Annotated in this window: 5 protein-coding genes; 1 reads left to right on the forward strand and 4 read right to left on the reverse strand. The window is 39.1% G+C overall.

Annotated elements, in window-relative coordinates:
* Nucleotides 1-390: 390 nt before the first annotated feature.
* A complete protein-coding gene (locus tag QZ562_RS19310) occupies nucleotides 391-1,131 on the reverse strand; it encodes a glucose 1-dehydrogenase (protein ID WP_293763908.1) in 741 nt (246 codons plus the stop codon).
* A gap of 138 nt (nucleotides 1,132-1,269) precedes the next feature.
* The gene (locus QZ562_RS19315) at nucleotides 1,270-1,752 is read right to left on the reverse strand and encodes a GFA family protein (RefSeq protein ID WP_293763910.1); all 483 of its coding nucleotides are present in this window, start codon (nucleotides 1,750-1,752) and stop codon (nucleotides 1,270-1,272) included.
* Between the two features lie 368 nt (nucleotides 1,753-2,120).
* On the opposite strand from QZ562_RS19315, the gene QZ562_RS19320 reads away from it, so the two are divergent.
* Nucleotides 2,121-3,383 carry an IS110 family transposase gene (locus QZ562_RS19320; protein ID WP_293763913.1) on the forward strand — a complete coding sequence of 421 codons (1,263 nt, stop codon included), beginning with the start codon at nucleotides 2,121-2,123 and terminating at the stop codon, nucleotides 3,381-3,383.
* A gap of 32 nt (nucleotides 3,384-3,415) precedes the next feature.
* Here the strand turns inward: QZ562_RS19320 and QZ562_RS19325 are convergent, their stop codons facing one another.
* Entirely contained in the window at nucleotides 3,416-4,636 is a 1,221-nt protein-coding gene (locus QZ562_RS19325; RefSeq protein WP_293763916.1) for a serine hydrolase domain-containing protein, read from the reverse strand.
* A 51-nt stretch (nucleotides 4,637-4,687) separates the two neighbouring features.
* Nucleotides 4,688-5,080, reverse strand: coding sequence for a hypothetical protein (locus QZ562_RS19330; RefSeq protein WP_293763918.1), 393 nt, complete (start codon nucleotides 5,078-5,080; stop codon nucleotides 4,688-4,690).
* Between the last annotated feature and the right edge of the window lie 209 nt (nucleotides 5,081-5,289).

The following is a 5,289-nucleotide window of genomic DNA, read 5'->3' on the forward strand; positions in this document are numbered from 1 at the left end:
GAAGGGACTTGTAATAACTAAATTAACAAGAATAATTAATATAATCAATTACTTAAAATGGTGCCGGAGCCAGATCAATATTTAACTGTTAAACCATTGTTATTAATAATTATTAAATTTAATAAATCACACAGTGTTACTTTAAGTGTTACTAAATCCTAATTAGCATTTACATTTTTATTGTGCGCTTATCTGGATACGAAAATAATTTAAAAATTTAAATTTACGTGCTGTTAGGGTCGTTGCATACCCATCAATTTAATATACCTAAGCAATATACCCTTACATTCCCCTTAAGCTAACTCCGTGATAACAGGCAAAAAATTGTTGGTTAAAATAAGCGACGCAGGTGCAAAACCCAACAGTTATTTGTCCTGATTAATTTGCTTGTTAGGCGAACCCTCCGTTTGCACCAATATTTTGGCCTGTTACCCATGATGCTTCCTCACCAACAAGGAATAACACTATACGGGCAATATCTATTGGTTCGCCAATACGACCAAGTGCAGCCATTCCCGCAAGTCGATTTATAACCTCTTGACTTTTACCCTTAGTAAAAAGTTCAGTATTGGTTGGGCCTGGTGAAATAGAGTTGACCGTAATATTTCGCGTACCAACCTCTTTTGAAAAAACTCTTGTGAGCTGTTCTACAGCCCCCTTTGTTGCACAATATGCTCCATACGTTGGTAGCATTAGGCGGGTCGTAGAGCTGGAAAAATTAACAATACGTCCGTCATTCTCAAGGCGTGAAGCTGCCTCACGAAGTGTATTAAAAGTACCTTTCACATTAACAGAAAATATCTGATCAAAATCATCATCCGTTGTATCTTGAATTGTTTTATACAAAATAGAGCCAGCATTATTAATAAGAATGTCTATTTTCCCGAACTGGTTAATCGCCGAATCAAACATCAACTTAACTTCGTCTGGATTACTGATGTCTGCCTTTATAGCAATGGCATTTCCACCATTAGCTTTAATATCAGAGACAACTTTATCAGCTGGTCTTTGGTTGCTAGAGTAATTAATAACTACGCTTGCTCCAGCCTCCGCTAGTGTTATTGCTATCTGAGCGCCTATTCCTCGCGACGATCCTGTAACGATAGCAACTTTATTATTTAGTAGTCTCATAAATTTCCTTAGTTTAATACGTGGATAGGACTTGATAGCGCCTAACGCCCGCATCAACGAGCAAATTTTGGCCGGCGACTTTTTTTCAGTGCAGCGCGAAAAAGGTAACAGCTAAAATTTGTCTGTTGCATGCGTTTGTTAGGCCTCAATTGCACTTTTATATCTTCTTACAGACTCCTCTGACCAAACCTCACTTCTGCGATAGAAATCTTCAGATTTTGCAGCAGTATCGCTCAGCTCGACCCAAGATTGTTTGCTTGAAGTATATATATGAATATCGGGTGGGCATACATTCGGATTATCTAATGTGCCCACTCTTACGAATGCCACTTTTTCTTTTGCCGCACCATAGTGACTCCATAGTGCAACTTGGCACTCAGGGCAACGCACAATTACTTGACCAACGCCACTATTTGACGGGGTTCGAATCTTTTCGACAACACCCTTTGTGATGCTTAAATGTTCACTTTCAATCAAAGCATTTAACGCAAAAGCCGATCCAGTTTCTCGTTGACACCATAAGCAATGGCAACAATGCACAAACATTGGTTTACAGTTTACCGTGAAGTGTATCTCGCCGCATGTGCATCTGCCTTTAACAAAATATTTTGAATCATTCATAGAATTTAATGTCCGAATTTTTCGTAATAAGCCTTGCGCCCCGTTAAGAGGCTTTTAATTGTTGGTTAAAATGTGAAGCGAAGCGGAACCTAACCAACTGTTAAAAGTCCTGCTTGAATGGCTTATAGTTCGACCAAGCCACTTAATCTCATAAAGTAACTTACTATTAGATTAGGTGGAACATGCTCCTGTTGGTTACGAATATTGAACGGCAAACATTCAATGTTTCTAACAAGACGTTCGAACCAACAGAGCAACTCGCTTCGAAACGCATACTCAGGGATCGCCTACCACGACTATCTATAAGACCTGCGAGAAACGAGCTTTAAGCACATTCCACCTTTAACTTTACGCGCGGGAGCTTCAAAATGAAAGTTTATAACGTTAATGATTTCGCTGCCTTAATTGGCATTGATTGGGCCGATACAAAACATGATATCTGTGAACATCCTAACCTCACAAAAAAATATCAATACACGATTATAAAAAGTAAGCCAGAAGCGCTTCACGAATGGGCAATGAGTCTTAAACAGCGCTATCCAAACCAACAAATTGCGGTGGCTTGTGAACTTAAAAAAGGCCCTCTGATTTATGCGCTGGCTAAATATAACCATCTGACACTTTTTACGATTAATCCTTCAACAGTGGCCAAATATCGTAAAGCTTTTACTCCAAGTGGAGCAAAAGATGATCCCACTGATGCCTTTATACAAGTAGAAATACTGACTCTGCACATGGATAAACTGTGCGTCATTGAGCCTGAATCAGCCGCTATACGTTCGTTAGCACAGCTCGTTGAATACCGACGAAGCTTAGTGCAAGATAGTGTGGATTTATCGAATAAAATAACTGCAGCATTAAAAAATTATTACCCGCAAGCACTTGAATGGTTTAAAGAAAAAGACACATTCATCTTTTGCGACTTTGTCAGCAAATGGCCATCACTTGTTCACGCTAAAAAAGCAAAAAAACAGACATTATTAAGCTTCCTAAATACCCATAACTCACATTATCCCGACGTGAATGAAGCTAGGATCCTAAGTATCAAAAATGCGATGCCATTAACTGATGATACCGGCGTCATAGTGCCCAATCAAATGTTGGTAGAAGTTATCATTACACAGTTTAAAGTGCTCTTAAAAGGGATTGAAACGCTGGATAAGGCCATAAAACTAGCTTACAAAGCACAACAGGACAATATTATTTTTGATAGCCTTCCTGGCGCAGGGCCACAACTTGCCCCACGTTTATTGGTAGCTTTTGGCTGTAATAGAGACCGTTATCATGATGCGTCTGAACTGCAAAAATACGCAGGGATTGCACCTGTTATTGAGCGAAGTGGTAAGAAAATGTGGACGCACTGGCGTTATAGCTGTCCTACCTTTTTAAGGCAAACATTTGTCGAATGGGCTGGGTTTTCTGTACGGTATTCGTTTTGGGCAAAAGCTTATTACGATCAACAAAAAAGCAAAGGAAAACCACATAACAGCATCATCAGAGCGCTAGCTTTCAAGTGGATTAGAATAGTCTTTATATGCTGGAAGACGAAAAAGCCCTACGACGAATCAAAATACTTAGAGGCATTAAAAAGAAGAGGTTCGCCGCTATTGAAATATGCAATAAATAGCTAAATTTTACTAGTTGTCCACCTCAGGGCGTGTTGTTAGCTTTTCTTACACTCCGTAACATTAATGTATGACTTTAAGATTTCAGCCATTTTGGGGCGCATGCGCCAAAATTTATTTGGTATATAGTTTGTTGCAAATGCAATAGAGGCCTTGCATTCGGGGATAACAAATAAATATGCAGTGGAAGCCTTGTCGGTTACGCCACCATGATGTAAAACCGTCCATGTTTGTTTATCATCATCGCTAAATTTTATGGTTCCCACACGCCATCCAAGTGAATATTTGTCAGAGTTAACTTCACCATTTCTTAATTTTGTCGGAGTATAAATTTCCTGTTTCGCCTCTCTGGACAAGTAATTATCACTATATGTGGCTTGAGCCATATTGGTTAAGTCCGTGGGTGTAGATATGAATCCTCCACCACCAAAAAGAAAGCTTCTGTCTCGGGTTTTGGTTGATAGAACATATTTACCATCCGTATTGTAATCAGAGTAATAAGTCGCTTCATGCTTTACTCCTGCAAATGATGTATCAAGTTCGGTGCTTTCCATTCCAAACTTTGACCACAATGAAGATTGAAGGAAATCGACGTAATTCATTGCGGCTGCTTGCTCAATAATCCCTGACAACAATATATATCCATTGGAGGAGTATTTATATTCAGTGCCGGGGTTGAATAAAAGTGGATGGGAAGAAAATACATAGAATGCATCTAACGGGCTTTTATGATCTTTTGTATTTACAAACTCGGCTTCGTCACGCTCTGGGGTATCGTGTGGGATACCTGCTATATGAGACGCTAATTCTCTTACCGTGAAAGAATCTGTGTAGTCAGGCAGTTTAATATACTGGCTGACTAATGAGTCTAAACTAATCTTTTTTAAATCAACCAATTTAGCTAATGCAATACCTGTCATCGGTTTTGCCAAACTACCTACAGAGTATTGAGTGTCTACAGTAGCTTTTTTTCTTTCGTCTAAATCTGCGTATCCTATTGCACCAGCAAAAACTGATTTATTATCTATATTAATCGCGAGGGATAAAGAGGGGAGTTTATATTGTTGTTTTAATAACCTCATTTCATTCAACACCGACTCCTCATTGGGTTGAGATGACACTGAGGTGGAAATCATGACAATAAAAAGAAAAACAATACCTGATAAATATTTTAATCGAATCACTATACTTCCTTGAAAACCTAACGCCCGGCTCACCGAGCAAATTTTTGATGGCGGCTTTTGTGCGTGTTTTTGCACAAAAGGTGACAGCGGAAATTTGTCCGGTGCAGCCGTTTGTTATGTGCAGGACTACATGACATGACAATCATCCATGATAACCTTAAGCTCACCACCGACCTTAATAAAGTCAAACATTAGAGTGAAATCGCTCACTATCCCGTTTAATGGTAAGTCGAACTCTAAACCCCATCCAGAGCCATCATTGTACTCGAAAGTATCTTTTCGTATTGTACCTTCGACTGTTTCCGGATCAGTAACAGTGGGAAATTTCTCGTCATCGAAATGATCAAAAGTTACTTCTCGAAAGTCCTCCGGTGTCCAAGTGTGACGAGTGGTATCTAATGGAGAATCCAGCAGATCGAAAGCCTCAACAGTTTTTCCTGAAGCACACAATTTAACCCAATCGTGTACGAATTGGATTCTATCGCTTTCAGAACAATCAACTCCTAGTTTTCTTATCATTCTCCGATACCTTGAAGCACATAACAGTATATTAGCCAGAAGTCGGGTTAGATACATTTGATATTGACAAAATCAACTCGACATTCCGGTAAGTTTTTTACAGCATTTCATAAAGTTAACCATTTGAGAAGGTAAATTTATATTTGATAATTTGTGATCAAACGAAGCCATGTATTATCCAGACCTAATAGCCTGGATAAATACATGGC

This window comes from uncultured Paraglaciecola sp., from assembly GCF_913058035.1.
In the GTDB taxonomy this organism is placed as follows: domain Bacteria; phylum Pseudomonadota; class Gammaproteobacteria; order Enterobacterales; family Alteromonadaceae; genus Paraglaciecola.

Coding starts and splice junctions, on each gene's coding strand:
- QZ562_RS19310 (WP_293763908.1), bottom strand. CDS start 1,131: ATGAGACTACTAAATAATAAAGTTGCTATCGTTACAGGATCGTCGCGA.
- QZ562_RS19315 (WP_293763910.1), bottom strand. CDS start 1,752: ATGAATGATTCAAAATATTTTGTTAAAGGCAGATGCACATGCGGCGAG.
- QZ562_RS19320 (WP_293763913.1), top strand. CDS start 2,121: ATGAAAGTTTATAACGTTAATGATTTCGCTGCCTTAATTGGCATTGAT.
- QZ562_RS19330 (WP_293763918.1), bottom strand. CDS start 5,080: ATGATAAGAAAACTAGGAGTTGATTGTTCTGAAAGCGATAGAATCCAA.